The organism is Mycobacterium sp. NGS54 (genome assembly GCF_059812465.1).
Map to the genome: position 1 here is coordinate 796176 of NZ_JCALCS010000001.1, position 19058 is coordinate 815233.

The 19058-nt window shown below is 68.4% G+C and carries 22 protein-coding genes; 11 read left to right on the plus strand and 11 right to left on the minus strand.

Annotated elements, in window-relative coordinates:
* Nucleotides 1–52 precede the first annotated feature (52 nt).
* Complete coding sequence (locus tag AC5Y5E_RS03900) at nucleotides 53–877, plus strand: cutinase family protein (protein ID WP_499901639.1); 825 nt, start codon at nucleotides 53–55, stop codon at nucleotides 875–877.
* Nucleotides 878–933: 56 nt separating this feature from the next.
* Nucleotides 934–1554, plus strand: a complete 621-nt coding sequence (locus AC5Y5E_RS03905; RefSeq protein ID WP_499901873.1) for a cutinase family protein — start codon at nucleotides 934–936, stop codon at nucleotides 1552–1554.
* Here the strand turns inward: AC5Y5E_RS03905 and truA are convergent.
* The 8 genes from truA to infA form a co-directional block, all read right to left on the minus strand.
* Complete coding sequence (truA, locus tag AC5Y5E_RS03910; protein ID WP_499901640.1) at nucleotides 1551–2471, minus strand: tRNA pseudouridine(38-40) synthase TruA; 921 nt, start codon at nucleotides 2469–2471, stop codon at nucleotides 1551–1553. The two genes, AC5Y5E_RS03905 and truA, sit on opposite strands and share 4 nt — an antisense overlap.
* The gene (rplQ, locus tag AC5Y5E_RS03915; RefSeq protein ID WP_499901641.1) at nucleotides 2401–3042 is read right to left on the minus strand and encodes a 50S ribosomal protein L17; all 642 of its coding nucleotides are present in this window, start codon (nucleotides 3040–3042) and stop codon (nucleotides 2401–2403) included. Before rplQ ends, truA begins: the two co-directional genes overlap by 71 nt.
* A 60-nt stretch (nucleotides 3043–3102) precedes the next feature.
* Nucleotides 3103–4146 carry a DNA-directed RNA polymerase subunit alpha gene (locus tag AC5Y5E_RS03920; protein WP_067006072.1) on the minus strand — a complete coding sequence of 348 codons (1044 nt, stop codon included), beginning with the start codon at nucleotides 4144–4146 and terminating at the stop codon, nucleotides 3103–3105.
* A gap of 78 nt (nucleotides 4147–4224) precedes the next feature.
* Entirely contained in the window at nucleotides 4225–4830 is a 606-nt protein-coding gene (gene rpsD, locus AC5Y5E_RS03925; protein ID WP_066933864.1) for a 30S ribosomal protein S4, read from the minus strand.
* 9 nt (nucleotides 4831–4839) lie between these two features.
* A complete protein-coding gene (rpsK, locus tag AC5Y5E_RS03930) occupies nucleotides 4840–5259 on the minus strand; it encodes a 30S ribosomal protein S11 (protein WP_067873528.1) in 420 nt (139 codons plus the stop codon).
* Between the two features lie 4 nt (nucleotides 5260–5263).
* The gene (rpsM, locus tag AC5Y5E_RS03935) at nucleotides 5264–5638 is read right to left on the minus strand and encodes a 30S ribosomal protein S13 (RefSeq protein WP_066907568.1); all 375 of its coding nucleotides are present in this window, start codon (nucleotides 5636–5638) and stop codon (nucleotides 5264–5266) included.
* Nucleotides 5639–5800: 162 nt separating this feature from the next.
* Complete coding sequence (rpmJ, locus tag AC5Y5E_RS03940; protein ID WP_003879483.1) at nucleotides 5801–5914, minus strand: 50S ribosomal protein L36; 114 nt, start codon at nucleotides 5912–5914, stop codon at nucleotides 5801–5803.
* Between the two features lie 33 nt (nucleotides 5915–5947).
* Complete coding sequence (infA, locus tag AC5Y5E_RS03945) at nucleotides 5948–6169, minus strand: translation initiation factor IF-1 (RefSeq protein WP_003418601.1); 222 nt, start codon at nucleotides 6167–6169, stop codon at nucleotides 5948–5950.
* A 251-nt stretch (nucleotides 6170–6420) separates the two neighbouring features.
* On the opposite strand from infA, the gene AC5Y5E_RS03950 reads away from it, so the two are divergent.
* From AC5Y5E_RS03950 to AC5Y5E_RS03990, 9 genes are all read left to right on the plus strand, one after another.
* A complete protein-coding gene (locus tag AC5Y5E_RS03950) occupies nucleotides 6421–8097 on the plus strand; it encodes an NAD(P)/FAD-dependent oxidoreductase (protein WP_499901642.1) in 1677 nt (558 codons plus the stop codon).
* Nucleotides 8094–9575: an ATP-binding protein gene (locus AC5Y5E_RS03955; RefSeq protein WP_499901643.1), complete on the plus strand. Its 1482-nt coding sequence runs from the start codon at nucleotides 8094–8096 to the stop codon at nucleotides 9573–9575. The genes AC5Y5E_RS03950 and AC5Y5E_RS03955 overlap by 4 nt, the downstream gene beginning before the upstream one ends.
* Before the next feature lie 29 nt (nucleotides 9576–9604).
* Nucleotides 9605–10435 carry an LLM class F420-dependent oxidoreductase gene (locus AC5Y5E_RS03960; protein WP_499901644.1) on the plus strand — a complete coding sequence of 277 codons (831 nt, stop codon included), beginning with the start codon at nucleotides 9605–9607 and terminating at the stop codon, nucleotides 10433–10435.
* Nucleotides 10436–10455: 20 nt separating this feature from the next.
* A complete protein-coding gene (locus AC5Y5E_RS03965) occupies nucleotides 10456–11322 on the plus strand; it encodes an LLM class F420-dependent oxidoreductase (protein ID WP_499901645.1) in 867 nt (288 codons plus the stop codon).
* Between the two features lie 28 nt (nucleotides 11323–11350).
* A complete protein-coding gene (gene rfbB, locus AC5Y5E_RS03970) occupies nucleotides 11351–12346 on the plus strand; it encodes a dTDP-glucose 4,6-dehydratase (RefSeq protein WP_499901646.1) in 996 nt (331 codons plus the stop codon).
* 1 nt (nucleotide 12347) lies between these two features.
* Nucleotides 12348–12968, plus strand: coding sequence for a dTDP-4-dehydrorhamnose 3,5-epimerase (gene rfbC / locus AC5Y5E_RS03975; RefSeq protein ID WP_499901647.1), 621 nt, complete (start codon nucleotides 12348–12350; stop codon nucleotides 12966–12968).
* Nucleotides 12965–13804, plus strand: a complete 840-nt coding sequence (locus AC5Y5E_RS03980) for an SDR family NAD(P)-dependent oxidoreductase (protein ID WP_499901648.1) — start codon at nucleotides 12965–12967, stop codon at nucleotides 13802–13804. The genes rfbC and AC5Y5E_RS03980 overlap by 4 nt, the downstream gene beginning before the upstream one ends.
* 119 nt (nucleotides 13805–13923) lie before the next feature.
* A complete protein-coding gene (locus AC5Y5E_RS03985; RefSeq protein WP_499901649.1) occupies nucleotides 13924–15378 on the plus strand; it encodes a PecA family PE domain-processing aspartic protease in 1455 nt (484 codons plus the stop codon).
* A gap of 53 nt (nucleotides 15379–15431) precedes the next feature.
* The gene (locus AC5Y5E_RS03990; RefSeq protein WP_499901650.1) at nucleotides 15432–17318 is read left to right on the plus strand and encodes a PecA family PE domain-processing aspartic protease; all 1887 of its coding nucleotides are present in this window, start codon (nucleotides 15432–15434) and stop codon (nucleotides 17316–17318) included.
* Here AC5Y5E_RS03990 and AC5Y5E_RS03995 read toward each other — a convergent pair.
* Genes AC5Y5E_RS03995 through AC5Y5E_RS04005 form a run of 3 tightly spaced genes read right to left on the minus strand, consistent with a single transcriptional unit; the run spans nucleotide 17315 to nucleotide 19046 of the window.
* The gene (locus AC5Y5E_RS03995; protein ID WP_499901651.1) at nucleotides 17315–17701 is read right to left on the minus strand and encodes a hypothetical protein; all 387 of its coding nucleotides are present in this window, start codon (nucleotides 17699–17701) and stop codon (nucleotides 17315–17317) included. The genes AC5Y5E_RS03990 and AC5Y5E_RS03995 overlap by 4 nt on opposite strands.
* A complete protein-coding gene (locus tag AC5Y5E_RS04000) occupies nucleotides 17698–18630 on the minus strand; it encodes a metallophosphoesterase family protein (RefSeq protein ID WP_499901652.1) in 933 nt (310 codons plus the stop codon). Before AC5Y5E_RS04000 ends, AC5Y5E_RS03995 begins: the two co-directional genes overlap by 4 nt.
* The gene (locus AC5Y5E_RS04005; protein WP_499901653.1) at nucleotides 18627–19046 is read right to left on the minus strand and encodes a cupredoxin domain-containing protein; all 420 of its coding nucleotides are present in this window, start codon (nucleotides 19044–19046) and stop codon (nucleotides 18627–18629) included. The genes AC5Y5E_RS04000 and AC5Y5E_RS04005 overlap by 4 nt, the downstream gene beginning before the upstream one ends.
* Nucleotides 19047–19058: the final 12 nt, after the last annotated feature.

The window sequence follows — 19058 nt, forward strand, 5'->3', positions numbered from 1 at the left end:
TCCACAGGCCGGCGAATTTTCGGGCTTCGCTGCTTACGGGTAATATTTCGGCGTGTCTTCCCACCGTTTAATTCGCTGGGTAGGCCCGGGGGTTTCCGCAGTGCTCACCACCGCCGGCCTGCTCATGTCCCCACCCGCCATGCCGGTCGCGTCCGCCGATGACTGCCCGAACGTCGAGGTCATCTTCGCCCGCGGCACCAACGAGCCGCCCGGCATGGGCCGCGTCGGCGACGCGTTCGTCGACGCGTTGAAACAGGACACCCCCGGCCTGACGTATGACACCTACGGGGTGAACTACGCGGCCAGCAAGCTGCAGCTGCACGGCGGCGACGGCGCCAACGACACGATCAACCGCGTCAAGGCGGCGGTGGCGAAGTGCCCGAACGTCAAGATCGTGCTGGGCGGCTACTCGCAAGGCGCCTCGGTGATGGACATCGTCGCCGGCGTCCCGATCGGCGGCATCAACTGGGGCAACTCGCTGCCGCCGGAGTACGCCAAGAACATCGCGGCCGTCGCCACCTTCGGCGACGTGGCCGACCGCGCCGGCGGATCGCTTCCCGTCGCGAGCGCCCTGCTGGGCTCCAAGGCGATCGACCTGTGCAACCCGGAGGATCCGATCTGCCACGCGGGCCAGGGCAACGAGTGGAGCGGTCACACCGAGGGCTACGTCCCCCTGTACACCACGCAAGCCGCGTCTTTCGTCGCGTCCAAGCTGATGGCCGGGTCCTACCCGCAGACGCCGGGCTACGGGCCGCAGACCCCGGGCTCCGTCCCGTCGGTCCCCGGCCCGTCGGTTCCCGGAACCGTGCCGTCGCCGAACGCGCCCGTCACGCCCAACACCCCGGATACGCCGAATCCTCAAGCGCCGCTTGTCTAAATCGTTATCGGGGCTTGATTTTGGGCCCGTAGCCTCGTCGTGTGAGGCTTATCCGCTTGGGGCTGACCGTCGCATTCCTTGCGGCGGTCGCGGTTTTCGTCGTCCCTAAGCTGTTGCCGCTGGCCTCGGCGGCGTGCCCCGACGTCGAGGTGGTGTTCGCCCGAGGCACCGACGAGCCGCCGGGCGTCGGGAAGGTGGGCCAGGCGTTCGTGTCCTCGCTGCGCCAGAACACCCGCAAAAGCGTTGGCTCGTACGCGGTTAACTATCCGGCCAACAAGGACTTCCTGGCCGCCGCGGACGGCGCGAACGACGCCAGCAACCACATCCAGCAGATGGCCGGCAACTGCCCCAACACCAAGATGGTGCTCGGGGGGTACTCCCAGGGCGCGGCCGTCATCGACATCGTCACCGCGGCACCGCTGGCCGGGTTCGGCTTCCGTGACCCGTTGCCCGCCAAGGCCGCCGATCACGTCGCCGCCGTCGCCCTGTTCGGCAACCCATCGGCCCGGGCGGGCGGGCTGATGAGCGCGATCACCCCGAACTTCGACGGCAAGACCATCGACCTGTGCAACACCGGCGACCCGATCTGCTCCAACGGCAACAAGTGGAGCGCGCACCTGAGCTACGTGCCCGGATTGACCAACCAGGCCGCGAGTTTCGTCGCCAGCCGCGTTTAGCCTGGCGTGCGCAAGTCCCGCGTGATCAGGATCCGCGTGGCCAGTTCGTCGTCGGGCGGGTAGTCGACGCCGATCAGCGTCAGCCCGTGCGCCGGCGCGGCGGCGAAGTCGCTGGACCGCTCGGTGGCGGACAGCAGATCGCGGCACCATGAGGTCGGGCGGCGGTGCTCGCCGACGGCCAGCAGCGCGCCGATCAGCGAGCGCACCATCGACCAGCAGAACGCGTCGGCGGTGACGTGCGCGGTGATCAGGTCGCCGTCGCGCGACCAGTTCAGCCGCTGCAGGTCGCGGATGGTGGTGGCGTTCTCCCGCTGCCGGCAGAATGCCGCGAAGTCGTGCAGCCCCAGCAGGTCTCGCGAGGCCGAGGCCATCGCCTCGACGTCGAGGTCACGCGGCCAGGCGGTGACGTAGCGTGCCTGCTGCGGCTCCACGCCGTAGGCCGCCGTCGACAGCCGGTACGCATAATGGCGGCGCAGCGCCGAGAACCGGGCGTCGAAACCGTCCGGGGCGCGGGCGATTTCGAGCACCCGGACATCGGCGGGCAGGAACCGGCCGAGCCGGCGCACCAACGGCAGGAATTCCGCCTCGCCTGCGTGTGGGGAGCGCGGGTAGGCGTTCGGCAACGCGTCGGCAGGCACATCGACGTGCGCGACCTGCGCGGAGGCATGGACTCCCGTGTCGGTGCGCCCGGCCGCGCGCAGCCGCACCGGAGTGCGGAAAACCGTCGTCAGCGCCTCGTCGAGGACGCCGGCGACGGTCCGCTGCCCGGCCTGGGTTGCCCATCCGGCGAATTCCGTTCCGTCGTAGGCGATGTCGAGCCGCAGACGGACCTGAAAATCCGGGTCGCTAACTCTCGTCAGCCTCGTCGTTCGCCTCGGCGGCCTCGGCCTCGGCCCGCGCGGCCACGGCCTCGTCATGCTTCTCCTCGGCGGCGGCCTCGGCCTCCGTGGCCTCGTCAGCCGGCTCGGTCTCCGTCGCCTCGGTCTCGGCCGGCTCGGTGACCTCGTCGGCCGTCGGGCCGACGGCCTCCTCGGGCTCGACGGCGGCCTGCGGCGCCGCCGCCGCGGCCACGGGTGCCGCCTTCTTGGACGCCTGCACGCGGCGCGCCCGGTCGGCCTCCGACGTCACCGTCTTCTCCCGGACCAGCTCGATCACGGCCATCGGGGCGTTGTCGCCCTTGCGCGCCTCGACCTTGATGATGCGGGTGTAGCCGCCGTTGCGGTCGGCGAAGAACGGCCCGATCTCCGCGAACAGCGCGTGCACCACGTCCTTGTCGCGGATCTTCTTCATCACCTCACGACGGTTGTGCAGCGTGCCCTTCTTGGCGTGCGTGATCAGCTTCTCCGCGTACGGCCGCAGCGCACGAGCCTTGGGCTCGGTCGTCTTGATCCGGCCGTGCTCGAACAGCGACGTGGCCAGGTTGGCCAACAGTGCCTTCTGGTGCGAAGACGACCCGCCGAGGCGAGGGCCCTTGGTGGGCTTGGGCATTGCACTATCTCCTAAGTGGGGCCGACCCCCGTATCAGGTAGGGCCGGGACGGACTTGTAATTAAAGCTGTTCGGTTTCCGCGTAGTCCTGGTCGTCGTAGGCGGCCTCGGTGGACCAGGTGCCGGTGGCGACGTCGTAGCCGGCGACCTCCGACGGGTCGAAGGTGGCAGGGCTGTCCTTGAGCGACAGGCCGAGCTGGTGCAGCTTGACCTTCACCTCGTCGATGGACTTCTGGCCGAAGTTGCGGATGTCGAGCAGGTCGGACTCGGTGCGGCTGACCAGCTCGCCGACGGTGTGCACACCCTCGCGCTTGAGGCAGTTGTAGGACCGCACGGTCAGGTCCAGGTCGTCGATCGGCAGCGCGAACGAGGCGATGTGGTCGGCCTCGGCCGGCGACGGCCCGATCTCGATGCCCTCGGCCTCGACGTTGAGTTCGCGTGCCAGGCCGAACAATTCGACCAGCGTCTTACCCGCCGACGCCAGCGCGTCACGGGGGGTGATCGAACTCTTGGTCTCCACGTCCAGGATCAGCTTGTCGAAGTCGGTGCGCTGCTCGACACGGGTGGCGTCCACCTTGTAGGTGACCTTGAGCACCGGCGAGTAGATGGAATCGACCGGGATGCGGCCGATTTCGGCGCCCGACGCCCGGTTCTGCACGGCCGGCACGTAGCCGCGGCCGCGCTCGACGACGAGCTCGACCTCGAGCTTGCCCTTGTCGTTCAGCGTCGCGATGTGCATGGCGGGGTTGTGCACCGTCACACCGGCGGGCGGCACGATGTCACCCGCGGTGACCTCGCCAGGGCCCTGCTTGCGCAGGTACATGGTGACCGGCTCGTCCTCCTCGGAGGACACGACCAGGCCCTTGAGGTTCAGGATGATGTCGGTGACGTCTTCCTTGACGCCGGGCACGGTGGTGAACTCGTGCAGCACGCCGTCGATGCGGATGCTGGTGACGGCCGCGCCGGGAATCGACGACAGCAGCGTGCGCCGCAGCGAATTGCCCAGGGTGTAACCGAATCCGGGCTCCAGCGGCTCGATGACGAACTGGGACCGGGTGTCGGTGACGACTTCCTCGGACAGGGTGGGTCGCTGTGAGATCAGCATGGTGTTTCTTCTTCTCCTTCTCGGCACCCGCTATTTGATGCCGGCTAAGGTTTTCGGGCCGGCCGGCCCGAAAGTCCGTTACTTCGAGTAGTACTCGACGATCAGCTGCTCGGTCAGCGGCACATCGATCTGCGCGCGCTCGGGCAGCTGGTGGATGAGGATGCGCTGGCGCTCCCCCACGACCTGCAGCCAGCTCGGGATCGGGCGGTCGCCCGCGGTCTCCCGCGCGATCTGGAACGGCACCGTGTTCAGCGAGCCGTCCCGCACCTCGATGATGTCGTACTGCGACACCCGGTAGCTGGGAACGTCGACCTTCACGCCGTTCACCGAGAAGTGGCCGTGGCTCACCAGCTGGCGGGCCATCCGTCGGGTGCGCGCCAGCCCGGCGCGGTAGACGACGTTGTCCAGCCGGCTCTCGAGGATGCGCAGCAGTTCCTCACCGGTCTTGCCGGGCTGCCGCACGGCCTCTTCGTAGTAGCGGCGGAACTGCTTTTCCATCACGCCGTAGGTGAAGCGGGCCTTCTGCTTCTCCTGCAGCTGCAGCAGGTACTCGCTCTCCTTGATCCGCGCGCGGCCGTGCTGGCCGGGCGGGTAGGGACGCTTCTCGAAGGCCTGGTCGCCACCGACGAGGTCGGTGCGCAGCCGGCGCGACTTGCGGGTGATGGGTCCGGTGTAACGAGCCATGATTGTGTCCTAGACCCTTCTGCGCTTCGGCGGACGGCATCCGTTGTGCGGCTGCGGGGTGACGTCGGAGATCGCGCCCACCTCCAGGCCGGCGGCCTGCAGCGACCGGATCGCGGTCTCGCGGCCCGAGCCCGGGCCCTTCACGAACACGTCGACCTTGCGCACGCCGTGCTCCTGCGCCTTGCGCGCCGCGTTCTCGGCGGCCAGCTGCGCCGCGAACGGCGTCGACTTGCGCGAGCCCTTGAAGCCGACGTGACCCGACGACGCCCAGGCGATGACGTTGCCCTGCGGGTCGGTGATCGTCACGATCGTGTTATTGAACGTGCTCTTGATGTGCGCGGCGCCGTGCGGAATATTCTTCTTTTCCCGCTTGCGGGTCTTGTGCTGCCCCTTCTTGGGGGCCGAGCCGCTTGCCTTCTTCGGTGGCATCCGGTTACCTGGCCTTCTTCTTGCCTGCGATGGTGCGCTTGGGGCCCTTGCGGGTACGCGCATTGGTCTTGGTGCGCTGGCCGCGCACCGGCAGGCCGCGGCGGTGCCGCAGGCCCTGGTAGCAGCCGATCTCGATCTTGCGGCGGATGTCGGCCTGCACCTCGCGGCGCAGGTCACCCTCGACCTTGAGGTTGGCCTCGATGTAGTCACGCAGGTGGGTCACCTGGTCATCGGTGAGGTCCCGGGTGCGCAGGTCCTTGTCGATGCCGGTGGCGGCCAAAATTTCGTTGGCGCGGGTACGGCCGACGCCGAAGATGTACGTCAGCGCAATCTCCATCCGCTTGTCGCGCGGGAGATCGACGCCTACTAGTCGAGCCATAGGTGGCGTTTCCTCTTTTTCCAGGCGGAGGTCTGATCCCAGCCCGTTCCCGCTTCAAGGTTTGAGGCGGGGCCCGGCCTCCGTCCGGGCGTGGATGAGCGACGTATTCGCTCAGTGGTGCTGGGAGGTCATCATTTAGTTGTTTTGAGTCAGCGATCGCCGCTAACCCTGGCGCTGCTTGTGGCGCGGATCCGAGCAGATCACCATGACCCGCCCATGCCGACGGATCACCCTGCACTTGTCGCAAATCGGCTTCACGCTGGGGTTGACCTTCACGGCTTTTCGATCCTGTTCTCGTCTGTTCGTTGGTTACTTGTACCGGTACACGATGCGGCCCCGGGACAGGTCGTAGGGAGACAACTCCACCACCACCCGGTCCTCGGGCAGGATGCGGATGTAGTGCTGCCGCATCTTGCCGCTGATGTGGGCGAGCACCTTGTGGCCGTTCTCCAGCTCAATGCGGAACATCGCATTGGGCAGGGGCTCGACCACGCGGCCCTCGACCTCGATGGCGCCGTCCTTCTTGGCCATACTTGTCAGAAATCCTCGTCATTCGTTTCGTTCGCTTTAGCGCCCGCGTCGGCGCGAGCTATACACCGACTTCGAACGTGAGCCGGTGACAGGAAATTCCTAGGGACTGGGCACACAAAAAGTCGGCGCGGAAACCGCACCGTTGGTCAATGATACCTGGTAACGGGCCTTACCCAAAATCGCTGCCGGAGAAATCGGCCCCGCCTTCACGACCTGCCGAACCACGCCTGACGAGGGCATACTTGACGGCGATGAGCAGCCCCGCAAACCTTACCGCAGAGTCCCGCAAACCCGTCCTGCTGACCGTCGACGACGATCCCTCGGTCTCCCGCGCGGTCGCCCGCGACCTGCGTCGCCACTACGGCGACCGGCACCGGATCGTGCGGGCCGAATCGGGCCTCGACGCCCTGGAGACGCTCAAGGAGCTCAAGCTGCGCGGCGAGACCGTCGCGGTGCTCATCGCCGACTACCGGATGCCGCAGATGAGCGGCATCGAATTCCTCGAACAGGCGATGGACCTGTATCCGGCCGCGCGACGGGTGCTGCTCACCGCCTACGCCGACACCCACGCCGCCATCGACGCGATCAACGTCGTCGACCTGGACCACTACCTGCTCAAACCGTGGGACCCGCCGCAGGAGAAGTTCTACCCCGTCATCGACGGGCTGCTGGACGCCTGGCGGGCCGCCCCGGAACACGCCATCCCGCACACCAAGGTGATCGGGCACCGCTGGTCGGAGCGGTCGTGGCAGGTTCGTGACTTCCTGGCCCGCAACGGGCTGCACTACTCGTGGTTCATGGCCGACGACCCCGACGGCGAGCGGCTGCTCAAGGCCGCCGGCGCGGATTGCCTGCGCCTTCCGGTCGTCGTCACCGAGCGCGGCGACACCCTCGTCGAACCGACCGACGCGCAGCTGGCCGACACCCTGGGCCTGACCACCACCCCGTCGCAGGAGTTCTACGACCTGATCGTCGTCGGCGGCGGACCGGCGGGCCTGGCCGCCGCCGTTTACGGCGCGTCCGAGGGGCTGCGCACGGTGCTGATCGAACGCACCGCGACGGGCGGCCAGGCCGGCCAGAGCTCACGCATCGAGAACTACCTCGGCTTCCCCGACGGGGTCTCGGGGGGCCAGCTGGCCGACCGCGCGCGCCGGCAGGCCGAGAAGTTCGGCGCGGAACTGATCACCGCTCGCACCGCGACGGCGCTGGAGGTGAACGGTTCCAAGCGCACCGTGCGGTTCGCCGACGGCGGCTCCATCGACGCGCACGCGGTCATCCTGGCCACCGGCGTCGCGTATCGCCAGCTGCCGGCCGAGGGCTGCGGCGAGCTGACCGGCCGCGGCGTCTACTACGGGGCGGCCGTCTCCGTCGCCTCCGAGTGCGCGGGCGAGGAGGTCTACGTCGTCGGCGGCGCCAACTCCGCCGGGCAGGCGGCGATGTACCTCTCCCGCGAGGCCAAGTCGGTGACGATCGTGGTGCGCGGGCCGTCGCTCGAGGCCTCGATGTCGTACTACCTGATCCAGCAGATCGGGCAGCGACCCAACATCACCGTGCGGACGTGCACCGAGGTGCGCCGCGCCGTCGGGGACGACCACCTGCAACGGCTGACCCTGGTCGACAACAGGACCGGGGACACCCAGGACGTCACCTGCGCGCGGATGTTCATCTTCATCGGGGCGGCGCCGCGCACCGAATGGCTGGACGGGGTGGTCGCCCGCGACGACCACGGCTTCGTCCTCACCGGACCGGACCTGCGCAACGTGTGCGGCTGGACGCTGGACCGGCCGCCGCACCACCTGGAGACCAGCGTCCCCGGCGTGTTCGCCACCGGGGACGTCCGGGCCGAGTCCGCCAAGCGCGTCGCCGCCGCCGTCGGCGAGGGATCGATGGCGGTGATGCTGGTGCATCGCTACCTCGCCGAATCATGACCGAAACACCCTGTCAGCCCGGCGAGCTGCGCAGCCTGTTCCTCTTCGAGGCCCTCTCCGACGAGCAGCTCGAAGCGTTGTGCGCCAGCGGGCACATTGAGACCTACCAACCCGGCCCGATCTGCGTCGAGGGCGAACCGGCCACCTGCCTGTACGTCCTGATCGAGGGCGAGCTGGCGATGTCGAAGCTCTCGGGCGGCCAGGAGATCGAGACGAATCGGACCTCCCAGCGCGGGGTGTATGCGGGCGCCTGGCGGGCCTTCACCGGCAACCTGGCGCAGCAGAGCTACGACGCGAGCGTGTACGTCACCAAGCCGTCCCGGTTCTTCGTGCTCGACGCGCCCGCGTTCGCCCGCTTCATGCAGGACCAGTTCCCGATGGCGGTCCACCTGCTCGACGGGATGGCGGTCGGCCTCGAGCGCACCCGCCGCATCATCGACAACCGGGAGAAACTGCTCGCGCTCGGCCAGCTGTCCGCCGGGCTGACCCACCAGCTGAACAACCCGGCCGCCGCCACCGTCCGCGCGGCCGCCGAGCTGCGGCAGCGGGTCGCCGGCATGCGCCAGAAGCTCGCCATGCTCGCCGACGGCACCGTCACCCCCGAGGCGTTGCAGGCGCTGGTGCGGCTGCAAGAAGAGGTCGCGGCCCAGGTGGCGAAGTCGGCCTCGGTGAACATGACCGCGATCGAGACGGCCGACCTGGAGGACGCCGTCGGCGATTGGCTGGAAGACCATGGCGTCGAGGACGGTTGGGACATCGCCCCGACGTTCGTCGAGGGCGGCATCGACACCGATTGGCTGGAACGCATCGCCGCGGCTACCGAAGAGCTCGGTTCGTCGACCTCGCTGGAGAAGGCCATCCGCTGGCTGACCTACACCGTCGAGGGCGAACTGCTGCTCAACCAGATCCTGGAGGCGAGCAAACGGATCTCGGCGCTGGTCGCCGACGCCAAGCAGTATTCGCAGATGGACCGCGCCCCCTTCCAGGTGGCCGACATCCACGAACTGCTGCGCAGCACGCTGGTGATGTTCGCCGACCGGTTGGGCCCGCATTCGAGCGCCGACGCCAAAGTCCAGGTGGTCAAGGAATTTGACAAATCGCTTCCCCAAATCCCTTGCTACCCAGGCGATCTCAACCAGGTGTGGACCAACATCATCGACAACGCGCTCGCCGCGATGCGCGATGAGGGCGGCACCCTGACCATCCGCACCGGCCGGCAGGGCAACATGGCCCGGATCGAGATCTGCGACACCGGGCCGGGGATCCCCGACGACGTGCGCGAGCGCATCTTCGAACCGTTCTTCACCACCAAACCGTTCGGGGAAGGCACCGGCCTCGGGCTGGATCTGGCGTTCAACATCGTCGTGAAGAACCATCGGGGCGATCTGCGCGTGGAATCCGTACCGGGCGACACGCGCTTCATCGTGCTGCTGCCGCTGGACGCGCCGCCGGCGGCGGATCCGGATCTCCCGGAATAGCCGCATCACCCGCCCGGTTGGGAACGACCATGACCAAACCCAACCTCGGCCGGTTCGGATCGTTCGGACGCGGCGTGACGCCCCAGCAAGCCAAAGAAATCGAATCCCTGGGTTACGGGGCGGTATGGGTGGGCGGTTCCCCGCCGGCCGAACTGGCCTGGGTCGAACCCATCCTCGAGGCGACGAGCACCCTGCAGGTGGCCACCGGCATCGTCAACATCTGGACGGCGGCCGCCGGGCCTGTGGCCGAGTCGTTCCACCGCATCGAGGCGGCCTACCCCGGCCGCTTCCTGCTGGGCATCGGCGTCGGACACCGGGAGGCCATCAGCGAGTACCAAAAGCCCTACGACGCCCTGGTCAGCTATCTCGAGCAGCTCGACGAACACGGCGTGCCCGCGGACCGGCGGGTGGTGGCGGCCCTGGGTCCCCGGGTGCTGAGGCTGTCGGCCGAACGCACCGCCGGCGCGCACCCGTACCTGACCACCCCCGAGCACACCGCGCAGGCTCGCCAACTGATCGGCCCGTCGGCGTTCCTGGCGCCCGAACACAAGGTGGTGCTCACCACCGACGCGGAGCAGGCCCGCGCCGTCGGCCGCAGGGCGCTCGACATCTACTTCAACCTGGCCAATTACCGCAACAGCTGGAAGCGGCTTGGCTTTTCCGAGGAGGAAGTCACCCGCCCCGGCAGCGACCGCCTGGTCGACTCGGTGGTGGCCTATGGCACGCCGGAGCAGATCGCCGCGCGGCTGAAACAGCACCTCGACGCGGGCGCGGACCACGTGCCGGTGCAGGTGCTCACCAAGGATGAAAACCTGGTCTCAGCGCTGGCCGAATTGGCGGGGCCGCTCGGACTGAGCTAGCGGACGCGAGGGGGACGCGCATGACCGGGGCAGTTGCACTGAAACCCGACCTGGGGCGGTTCGGCGTGTGGCTGGCCACCCGCTCGATCTCGCCCGACCTGGCCGCCGGGATCGAAGCGCTCGGCTACGGCGCCGTGTGGATCGGCGGCTCGCCGGACGCCGAGCTGGCCTGGGTCGAGCCGGCCCTGGCGCGGACTAGCTCGCTGCAGCTGGCGACCGGGATCGTCAACATCTGGTCCGCGCCCGCGCCGGCGGTCGCCGACTCCTACGCGCGCATCGAAAGCGCCCACCCGGGGCGGTTCCTGCTCGGCGTCGGGGTGGGCCACCGGGAGCGCACCGAGCATTACGCCAAGCCCTACGACGCCCTGGTCGACTACCTCGACGCTCTCGACGCCGCGATGGTGCCGACCAGCCGGCGGGTGCTCGCGGCGCTCGGGCCGCGCGTGCTGCGGCTGGCCGCGGAACGCAGCGCCGGCGCGCACCCGTACCTGACCACGCCGGAACACACGGCCAAGGCGCGCGAGCAACTGGGCCACTCGGTGTTCCTGGCGCCCGAGCACAAGGTGGTGCTGACCACCGACGCCGACGAGGCCCGCGCGATCGGCCGGCAAACGGCCGACCGCTACCTGGGGCTCTCCAACTACGTGAACAACTGGCTGCGGCTCGGATTCACCCAGGACGACGTGCGCAGGCCCGGCAGCGACAGGCTGATCGACGCGGTGGTGGCCCACGGCGCCCCGGAGGCCATCGCGCGGCGCCTCGGTGAACATTGCGAGGCCGGCGCGGACCACGTGGCGATCCAGGTGCTAGGGACGGCGAACGACGAGGCGTTGCTTTCGGCGTTGAGCGAGCTGGCGGGGCCATTAGGGCTAACTGCCCCAAACTGATCACCTGGCTCGGTTAGGGTGTGTGACCATGCGATTGCTGGTCACCGGGGGCGCCGGATTCATCGGCGCGAATTTCGTGCACAGCACGGTGCGCGAGCACCCCGAGGATTCCGTGACGGTGCTCGACGCCTTCACCTATGCCGGGCGGCGCGAGTCGCTGGCCGACGTCGAGGACTCCATCACGGTGGTGAAGGGCGACATCGCCGACGCCGCGCTGGTCGCCGCGCTGGTCGCCGAGTCCGACGCGGTCGTGCACTTCGCCGCCGAGACCCACGTGGACAACTCCCTGGAAGACCCGTGGACGACCCTGCAGACCAACGTGGTCGGGACCTTCGCGATCCTGCAGGCGGTGCGGCGGCACGGTGTCCGGCTGCACCACGTCTCCACCGACGAGGTCTACGGCGATCTGGAGCTCGACGAGCCCAGCCGGTTCACCGAGTCGACGCCCTACAACCCGTCGAGCCCGTACTCGGCGACCAAGGCCGCCAGCGACCTGCTGGTCCGGGCCTGGGTGCGGTCCTACGGCGTGCGCGCGACGATCTCGAACTGCTCGAACAACTACGGTCCGTATCAGCACGTCGAAAAGTTCATCCCGCGCCAGATCACCAACGTGCTCACCGGTCGCCGCCCCAAGCTGTACGGCGCGGGCGCCAACGTTCGGGACTGGATCCACGTCGAGGACCACAACAGCGCGGTCCGGCGAATCCTGGAAAAGGGTGAGAACGGCCGGACCTACCTCATCGCCGCCGAGGGCGAGCGCGACAACCTGACGGTCATGCGCGCGATCCTGCAGGCGCTGGACCACGATCCCGACGACTTCGACCACGTCACCGACCGCGTCGGCCACGACCTGCGGTACGCGATCGACCCGACGACGCTGTACAACGAATTGGGTTGGACGCCAAAGCATGCCAACTTTGAGGAGGGCCTGCGCGCCACCATCGAGTGGTACCGCGCGAACGAGTCGTGGTGGCGGCCCCTCAAGGAAGCCACCGAGGGCCGCTACGAAGAACGAGGTCAGTGACATGAAAGTTCGCGAGCTGAAAGTCCCCGGCGCCTGGGAAATCACCCCCACGATTCACGGTGACTCCCGCGGCTATTTCTTCGAATGGCTCACGGACCGCGACTTCACCGCTTTCGCCGGTCACCGCCTGAACGTCCGGCAGGCCAACTGCTCGGTGTCCTCGGCCGGCGTGCTGCGTGGCGTGCATTTCGCGCAGGTGCCGCCGAGCCAGGCCAAGTATGTGACCTGCGCATCCGGTTCGATCTTCGACGTCGTCGTCGACACCCGCGTCGGGTCACCGACTTTCGGGCAATGGGACTCGGTCCTGCTCGACGACCAGGACCGCCGGACGATCTACATCTCCGAGGGCCTCGGGCACGGATTCCTTGCGCTGGAAGACAATTCGACGATCATGTACCTGTGCTCGTCGGAATACAACGCGCAACGCGAGCACACCATCTCTGCCATGGATCCGACGCTGGCGATCGACTGGCCGCTGGTCGACGGCGCCACTCCCACGCTGTCCGCCCGCGACGCCGTGGCGCCCAGCTTCGAGGAAGTGCGCGCCGCCGGCCTCCTGCCCACCTGGGAGGAGACGCAAAAGTTCGCCGCCGGCCTGCGCGGGGAACTCGGCGAAGCGTGAGCTTCACCGGCAAGGTCGCACTCGTCACCGGCGGCGCGTCGGGCATCGGCGCCGCGCTGGCCACCAAGCTGGTCGACGGCGGCGCCGAAGTCTGGATCGCCGATCGCCAGCTCGACGCGGCCCAGGAACTGGCGCAGCGGCTTAGCGGCGGTGGCCGCAAGGCGCACGCGATCGAGCTCGACGTGCGCGACTACCCGGCGTTCGAGCGCGCCGTGGCCGCCGTGGCGGAGCAATCCGGGCGCGTCGACTACCTGTTCAACAACGCCGGCATCGGGGTGGGCGGCGAGGTCGACTCGTACACGCTCGACGACTGGAACGACGTCCTCGACGTGAACCTGCACGGCGTGGTGCACGGCATCCAAGCGGTTTACCCGATCATGATCCGCCAACGCTCGGGCCACATCGTGAACACGGCCTCGATGGCCGGCCTCCTCCCCTCCCCCGGCGCGGTGAGCTACACCGCCGCCAAGCACGCCGTCGTCGCGATCTCGCGGGCGCTGCGGGTGGAGGCCGAGCACCACGGCGTCAAGGTGTCGGTGCTGTGTCCCGGCGCGATCAAGACCCCGATCCTCACCGGCGGCACCTACGGACGGATGACCAAGACCGGCGCCAGCGACGAGGCGCTGCTCAAGTTTTGGGAGCCGATGCGGCCCATGGCGCCCGAGAAGTTCGCCGAGCGCGTCCTTCGGGCCATGTCGCGAAACGACGCGATCATCATCGTGCCGGCGTGGTGGAAGGCGTTTTGGTACTTAGACCGCCTCTCGCCGGCCATCTCGGCGCACGCCGCGCGACTAACGCTGAAACGCTTGCGCACCATGCAGCCCACAACCTCCTGACCTTCCCGCGGCCGAATCCCCGCTGAAAACAACCACTTTCGCCAGGTAGACGCGTTAATATCCGCTTGTCGCTGTAGCCGGGCCGCGGCCGCTTCACGTGCCATCTGCTGGGGGGTCGGATGTCGTTCTTGTTGGCGGTTCCCGAAGTAATGTCTGATGCGACAACAAGTTTGGCGAGTATCGAGTCGGCGATCAGCGCGGCCCACGCCGCGACGGCGGCACCCACGACGGGTCTGCTCGCGGCGGCCGGCGACGAGGTTTCGACGGCCATCGCGGCGGCGTTTTCTTCCTACGCCGCGTCTTATCAGGCGCTGAGCGCCCAAGCCGCCGCGTTTCACGCCCAGCTGGTGCAGACCCTCAACGCGGGTGCGGGCGCCTACGCGGCCGCCGAGGCGGCCAACGCATCGCCGCTGGAGACCCTTCAGCAAGACGTGCTGGGCCTGATCAATGCGCCGACCGACACGCTGTTCGGGCGCCCACTGATCGGTAACGGCGCCAACGGCGTAACGAACGCCCAGGGGGTGGGCACCCCCGGCGGTCCGGGCGGATTCTTGGTCGGCAACGGCGGCAACGGCGGCAACAGCACCGCCATCGGAGCGCCCGGTGGCGCCGGTGGGCCCGCGGGCCTGTTCCTCGGCAACGGCGGCAACGGCGGGACCGGCGGCCCCGCGGCGCTCGGCGGCGCCGGCGGCCCTGGCAGCTTGTTGGGCGCGCCCGGGGCCACCGGCGCTCCCGGCCTGGCAACGGTTCCCATCACAGTGCAAAACAACGACATCATCGCGAACCTCTCGGTGGGCGGGGGACCGACGGCGTCCGTCATCGTCGACACCGGCTCGCGGGGTCTCATTCTCCCGCCCCAAGACGTGAATACGGGGACCCTCGGCACGCCCACCGGCTTCGGCAGCGTCGTATACGGCGAACCCGGCAATACCTTGACGGTGAACTACAACACCTATACGACGACGGTGAATTTCGGAAACGGAATCGTCACCCAGCCGACCACCGTTGCCGTGGCCACCTCCGCGACCCGGACCATCGCCTTTGTCTTTTCGAGTTCCGTTCCGGCTTCGCAAGTACCGGCCGTCCTGGGCGTCGGGGTCAATCCCGCCGGGCCGCTCGGCAGCAGCCCCGTGACGGCCTTGCCCGGCAGTTTCGGTCAGGGCGTGCTGATCGACGAACCCCAGGGAATAATGGAGTTCGGTGCAAACCCGTTGCCCGCCACCGCCTCGGTTACCGGGGCCCCCTCCACCACCCTGGACATACGCATCAACAATGGTGCCCTCCAATCGACTTCGGGCGCGTTCATCGATTCGGGCGGCCTCTACGGATCCGTCCCGGACAATCTCAACCCCCCGAACTCCGGCGGATACCTGCCCGCGGGTACCACCATTTCCGTCTACACCCCCGACGGGACGACGCTGCTGTACACGACGACGGTCGGGGCGCAACAGACGGCCGTCGTATCGAGCTTCCTGGGGGGCAACTTCAACACCGGGATCGCACCCTTCCTACAGGAGCCGATCTACCTCTCCTACAGCCCTAGCGGTTACGGGACAATGACCTTCGATACCTGAACCGCGCGCTTGAAATCGACGCATTCGCGACGGAACTTGGTAACGTCCGTCGAATGTCGTTTGTGATCGCGGTTCCGGAATTGGTGACCGACGCGGCAACAAGTTTGGAAAGTCTCGGCGCGAAGATCAGTGCGGCCCAGGCGGCCGCGGCCGCGCCCACTACTGGGCTGCTGGCCGCTGCGGACGACGAGGTGTCGGCGGCCGTAGCGGCCGTATTCTCTCAGCACGCCACGGCATATCAGGCGCTCAGCGCGCAGGCCGCGGCATTCCACACCCAGCTGGTGCAGACCCTCGATGCGGGCGCGGGCGCCTACGCCGCAGCCGAGACCACCAGCGCCGCGTCGCTACAGACCCTCGAGCGAGACGTCCTCACCGCGATCAACACGCCCACCGAGCTGACACTGGGGCGCCCGCTGATCGGCAACGGCGCCAACGGCACCACCAACGCTCAAGGGATCGGGACGCCCGGCGGGGGCGGGGGAATCCTGTGGGGCAACGGCGGCGCGGGCGGAGCCAGCTTCGCCGCCAACGCGCCCGGCGGTGCCGGCGGTCCGGCCGGCTTGCTGGGCACCGGCGGCACCGGCGGGATGGGCGGCTCCGGCGGGTCCGGCGGGACCGGGGGCACGGGCGGGCTGCTGTGGGGCAACGGCGGCATCGGGGGTCTCGGCGGGCCGACCGGGACCGGCGGTGCCGGCGGCAACGCGCTGTTCTTCGGCCACGGTGGCACGGGCGGCCAGGGCGGGACGTTCACCACCGGCGCCCCGGGCGGCCTGGGCGGCACCGGTGGGACCGGGGGCACCGGCGGGTTGCTGTGGGGCGACGGCGGAATCGGCGGTACGGGCGGCCCCTTTGCGAACGGCGGTACCGGCGGCAGCGCGCAATGGCTCGGCCACGGCGGCACCGGCGGAATCGGTGGCGCGTTCGCGAACGGCGGCGGCGGCGGTGCCGGCGGGCACCTGGCCGGCAACGGCGGCGCCGGCGGGGCCGGCGGGGTCATCTCGGGTTCAGGCGGCTCCGGCGGACCCGGCGGCCAATACTTCGGCCACTCCGGGACGACGGGCGCGAATGGCGGCCAGGCCGCCATAGCGCTGAACGGCGTCAACGTTGGCGGCGGTCGGCCCACGGTGTCGGTATCGGTGAACGACGGACCGACCGTGCAAGCGTTGCTTGACACCGGATCCACCTCCGCCCTGTTCCCGCAGGCCGACGTCAACATGCAGTCCCTGGGCAACCCCATTGGACCGTCGCGGACCTACGCCTTCGGCCCGCCGGAAGGCAGAACGATCGACACGTACACCCCGTACACCGCATCGCTGAACTTCGGCAACGGAATGCTCACCAAGCCGATGACCATCGGCGTCATCACGGCGGAAACGCACAACGGCGTGCCGGTGACCCCGACCGAAATCGTTCTCGGTGTGGGAGCCAATTCGCAAGAGCCTCCGTATTTCACCACCAGCCTCGTGCAGCAGTTGCCGGGCGTCCTCGGCCAGGGTGTGTTCGTCAACGAACACGCGGCCGCCCCCTACGCGCAGTTCGGCCCCAACCCGCAAACCGCCTTCGCCTCGGTTACCGGGGCGCCGTTCACCAACGTCCTGCAGGTATCGGTCAATGGCGGCACGCCCGTTGCTCTCACCGACGCGATTGTCGATACCGGCGGCGTCGGCGGCAACATGCCCCAAGACGTCGTCCCCACCTACACCCCCGGCCAGTACCTGCCGGCGGGAACGACCATCGAGGTCACCATCCAGGGCACCGGCCAGCAGGTGTACAGCCAGACGCTGGGCGCAAATACCATGCAGGTCACCGTGTCCCAGAGCGCTGCGCCCCCACTCGGGCCGGGCTTCTTCAATACCGGAAACTACATCTTCAAGCAGATGCCAATCTACTTCTCCTACAGCCCCAACGGCCAGGGGACGATCTATTTCGATGCGGCCTAGGATGCGGCGGCGACGCGCCTGACCCGGGGCAGCCTGACGAAGGCGGCCGCCCACAGCAGCACGCACAGCGCCTCGGCGACCACGGTGAGCGCCGCGTGGGGCGCCGGGTCCCACCCGCGCTCGGTAAAGCCAAACAACCCAACGGTTCTCGACAGCACGAACGCGACCAGGGAACCGCCCGCCACCGCGGCGGCGGCCCATTCGAGCCACCAGGGGCCGCCCGCGGCCACCAGCAGGGCCAGCGAGAACGAGACGCTGGCCTGGATCAGGAAGCTGGAACCGATCATCGGGATGTGCTGGTAGCCATGGACATACAGGTAGGCGTGGCTGAAGGCGCTGACGGCCAGGGAGGCGGCCAGCGCGAGCCGGAGGAGGATATTCATTGCAGCTTGGTCTCTTTCAGTGCGAGGGCGGCCTGGCCCTTGGTGTAGTTGACCTCGCGGATCCCCAGGGCGTCGTGCAGCTTGCCCGCCGGCAACGTGATCGGCTTGGGCGCCGGCCCGTCACCGGGATGGGGCAGCGGGTAGGCGGTCGTCGTCCCGCTGTAGAACGTCACGTTGCCTTCCGTCTTGGAAAACAGTTGGTGCACATGCCCGTTGAGGCAGGTCACCGACGAGAACCGGCTCAGGTAGCTCAGCGCCTGGGTGGCGTCGTCGGTGCCCCAGCCCCAGTCCGGGTACATCGCGAACAACGGGATGTGGCTGAACACGATGATCGGCGTATCGCTGGACAACCCCGCGACGTCCTTCTCGACGAACTCCAACTGGTCGACGCCCAAGTGCCCCAGCTTCTTCAGGTTCAAGGTGTTCACCAACGCGATCACGTGCACACCCGCGATGTCGAAGCTGTACCACCCGTCGCCGCGGGTCCCCGCGCCGAACACGCTGCGGTACTTCTGACCCGCGTCGTCGACAGAATCGTGCTCGCCGGGCACGGTGAACACGTGCGGCGTCTGCAGCTTGGAGAGCATCTGCTTGGCCTGGTCGAACTGCTCGGGGGTCGACAGGTGGGTGAGGTCACCGGTGTGGATGACGAAATCCGGCGTGTAGCCGAGGCCGTTGACCTGATCGATCGCGTGGCCGAAGGAGCCGGCGACGTCCGGGTTGGGCGGGCCGGAAAAGCCGATGTGGCTGTCGCTCACCTGGGCGAAGCGCAGCGTGGGCCGGGCGCTCGTGTGCGAGGCGGACGCCGTGCCGGCGACGTGCGAGATGACCTCGCCGCCGACGACGGCGAACCCGACCGCCGCGCCGAACCACGCCGAGTGCCGGATGAGCTGGCGGCGGGTCATGGTGTTCGGATCGTTTGTACTCATCCCGTCACCACCACGGTGCCGTGCATCATCGGGTGAATCGAGCAGACGTAGTCGAACTTGCCCGCCGTGGGAAAGGTGTGCGAAAAGGTTGCACCCGTCCCCATTCCGGGCGACTTGAACGACCCGTCGGCCGCGGCGACCGTGTGCGGTTCCTCGTCCTTGTTGGTCCACGTGACAGTGCCGCCCGCCTTGACGGTCAGCGTCGCCGGGGCGAAGGCGAAGTTGTCGATGGTGACCTGGTCGCCGGTGGCTGCTGCTGGCGACCCGGTGGCCGTGCTCATGCCGGCCGTGCCGCTGGCGTTCGATCCGAACGTGACCGACGGCTGCGCGGCCGGCGGCGACGACGAGCAGCCGGCCAGTAACACCCCGACGGCCGACGCCGCGACCACATGTTTTCGAAGCTTGGCGATGTTCATGCCAAGAGATAT

What these genes read in the sequence shown, in the direction of transcription:
- AC5Y5E_RS03960 (WP_499901644.1), top strand. Translation starts at nt 9,605, where the DNA reads ATGACCAAACCCAACCTCGGCCGGTTCGGATCGTTCGGACGCGGCGTG.
- rpsM (WP_066907568.1), bottom strand. Translation starts at nt 5,638, where the DNA reads ATGGCTCGACTAGTAGGCGTCGATCTCCCGCGCGACAAGCGGATGGAG.
- AC5Y5E_RS03995 (WP_499901651.1), bottom strand. Translation starts at nt 17,701, where the DNA reads ATGAATATCCTCCTCCGGCTCGCGCTGGCCGCCTCCCTGGCCGTCAGC.
- rplQ (WP_499901641.1), bottom strand. Translation starts at nt 3,042, where the DNA reads ATGCCCAAGCCCACCAAGGGCCCTCGCCTCGGCGGGTCGTCTTCGCAC.
- rfbB (WP_499901646.1), top strand. Translation starts at nt 11,351, where the DNA reads ATGCGATTGCTGGTCACCGGGGGCGCCGGATTCATCGGCGCGAATTTC.
- AC5Y5E_RS04000 (WP_499901652.1), bottom strand. Translation starts at nt 18,630, where the DNA reads ATGAGTACAAACGATCCGAACACCATGACCCGCCGCCAGCTCATCCGG.
- rpsD (WP_066933864.1), bottom strand. Translation starts at nt 4,830, where the DNA reads ATGGCTCGTTACACCGGACCCATCACCCGCAAGTCGCGCCGGCTGCGC.
- AC5Y5E_RS03990 (WP_499901650.1), top strand. Translation starts at nt 15,432, where the DNA reads ATGTCGTTTGTGATCGCGGTTCCGGAATTGGTGACCGACGCGGCAACA.
- rfbC (WP_499901647.1), top strand. Translation starts at nt 12,348, where the DNA reads ATGAAAGTTCGCGAGCTGAAAGTCCCCGGCGCCTGGGAAATCACCCCC.
- truA (WP_499901640.1), bottom strand. Translation starts at nt 2,471, where the DNA reads ATGACGAGGCCGTGGCCGCGCGGGCCGAGGCCGAGGCCGCCGAGGCGA.
- AC5Y5E_RS04005 (WP_499901653.1), bottom strand. Translation starts at nt 19,046, where the DNA reads ATGAACATCGCCAAGCTTCGAAAACATGTGGTCGCGGCGTCGGCCGTC.
- AC5Y5E_RS03955 (WP_499901643.1), top strand. Translation starts at nt 8,094, where the DNA reads ATGACCGAAACACCCTGTCAGCCCGGCGAGCTGCGCAGCCTGTTCCTC.
- infA (WP_003418601.1), bottom strand. Translation starts at nt 6,169, where the DNA reads ATGGCCAAGAAGGACGGCGCCATCGAGGTCGAGGGCCGCGTGGTCGAG.
- AC5Y5E_RS03965 (WP_499901645.1), top strand. Translation starts at nt 10,456, where the DNA reads ATGACCGGGGCAGTTGCACTGAAACCCGACCTGGGGCGGTTCGGCGTG.
- AC5Y5E_RS03950 (WP_499901642.1), top strand. Translation starts at nt 6,421, where the DNA reads ATGAGCAGCCCCGCAAACCTTACCGCAGAGTCCCGCAAACCCGTCCTG.
- AC5Y5E_RS03985 (WP_499901649.1), top strand. Translation starts at nt 13,924, where the DNA reads ATGTCGTTCTTGTTGGCGGTTCCCGAAGTAATGTCTGATGCGACAACA.
- rpsK (WP_067873528.1), bottom strand. Translation starts at nt 5,259, where the DNA reads ATGCCACCGAAGAAGGCAAGCGGCTCGGCCCCCAAGAAGGGGCAGCAC.
- AC5Y5E_RS03920 (WP_067006072.1), bottom strand. Translation starts at nt 4,146, where the DNA reads ATGCTGATCTCACAGCGACCCACCCTGTCCGAGGAAGTCGTCACCGAC.